This window comes from Mesorhizobium sp. M4B.F.Ca.ET.143.01.1.1 (assembly GCF_004792275.1).
Classification (GTDB): Bacteria; Pseudomonadota; Alphaproteobacteria; order Rhizobiales; family Rhizobiaceae; genus Mesorhizobium; species Mesorhizobium abyssinicae.
The window spans coordinates 1-279 of sequence record NZ_SRSR01000378.1 but is presented as its reverse complement, the minus strand read 5'-3'; the positions used below and the strand labels follow the sequence as shown (position 1 = coordinate 279).

Genomic DNA, 279 nt, shown 5'->3' with positions numbered 1-279 from the left:
GGCGTCGCTGCCGGTGTCGGTCAGAGCAAGCGGCAGCGACGCCGAGCTGGTGCTGATTTCCGCCAGCGAAGGCGATCGCTACGACCTCGAGCACTATCGCACTCTGCTAGCTCCGGCGGCGGCGCGGCGGGTGCCGTGCTTCTGCACCAATCCCGACCGGATCATGCTGACGGCTGTCGGATCGCGCTTCGGCGCCGGCGAACTCGCCGATCTCTACGAAAGCCTCGGCGGCAACGTCACCCGCCTCGTAGATCGCCGGATAGGGCTTGCCGATGCGGG

General features: G+C 68.1%; 1 pseudogene. It reads left to right on the top strand.

Annotated features, from left to right (window positions below):
- Positions 1-279 (top strand): annotated as a pseudogene (locus EN786_RS37425) (hypothetical protein); the annotation flags it as partial.